At 69.5% G+C, this 758-nt stretch carries 1 protein-coding gene; it reads right to left on the reverse strand.

The window, feature by feature from the left end; genetic code table 11:
* A partial coding sequence (locus IF12_RS26395; RefSeq protein ID WP_035750127.1) for a hypothetical protein occupies nt 1–758 on the reverse strand: 758 nt, incomplete at both ends.

Genomic DNA, 758 nt, shown 5'->3' on the forward strand with positions numbered 1-758 from the left:
CGGGCCCCGGCGACTGAGATGGGGCGGCCTTCGAGGAGGGGCAGGCGGCCGGTGTCCTTGCCCTGCAACGTCTCGATGTCCACGACCAGGTCGAGGGTGGCGGTGTGGCCGTGGCGGGTGACCGCCTCGGGGGAGGTGCCGTATCCGGCGAGGAGTTGGTGGAGGGCTTCGGCGTGGCGGTTGGGCTGGGCGGGCAATGCCCCCTCGGCGTCCTGCTCGTCTTGGCGGGGAGGGGGACACGCGGTGTGGAGGTACTTGTCCAGGAGGCGGCCGGTCGCCTCGGACAGTTCACCGTTGAGCGTCCACATGCCGTTGCCCTGCTCGGCCAGGGTGATCCATTGCATCGACTGCTCACCGAGGGCGTCGAACAGCTCGGTCTCTTCGGCCATGGCGGCCCAGAGCTCATCGAGGTGGCTGCGGAGGTCGGTGAAGGGGGCGTGGATGCAGTACTGGGCCACCATCGCCTCAGGTGTCGCGCACTCGATCGCAGGATCGAAGGGGGAGGGTGCGGGGGACCGGAAGGGGGTGCGGGCGAACAGGCGCATCGCGGGGGTCTTGTCCAACTGCCGTACCGCGTAGGCGACCTGGTCGATCCGCGCGATTCCCGTGGTGGCCGCATCGGACAGGAGGGTGAACTTCCTGGCGAGGCGGGCGATCGCGGCGATGGCCGAGGCGGTGTTGAACGTGAAGTCGAACTGCGACAGCAGCAGGTCGCGCAGGGCCGAGAACCCGAACTCGGTGCGGTGCAGGTTCGCCGC

This window comes from Glycomyces sp. NRRL B-16210, from assembly GCF_000719515.1.
Taxonomy (GTDB): Bacteria; Actinomycetota; Actinomycetes; order Mycobacteriales; family Micromonosporaceae; genus Glycomyces.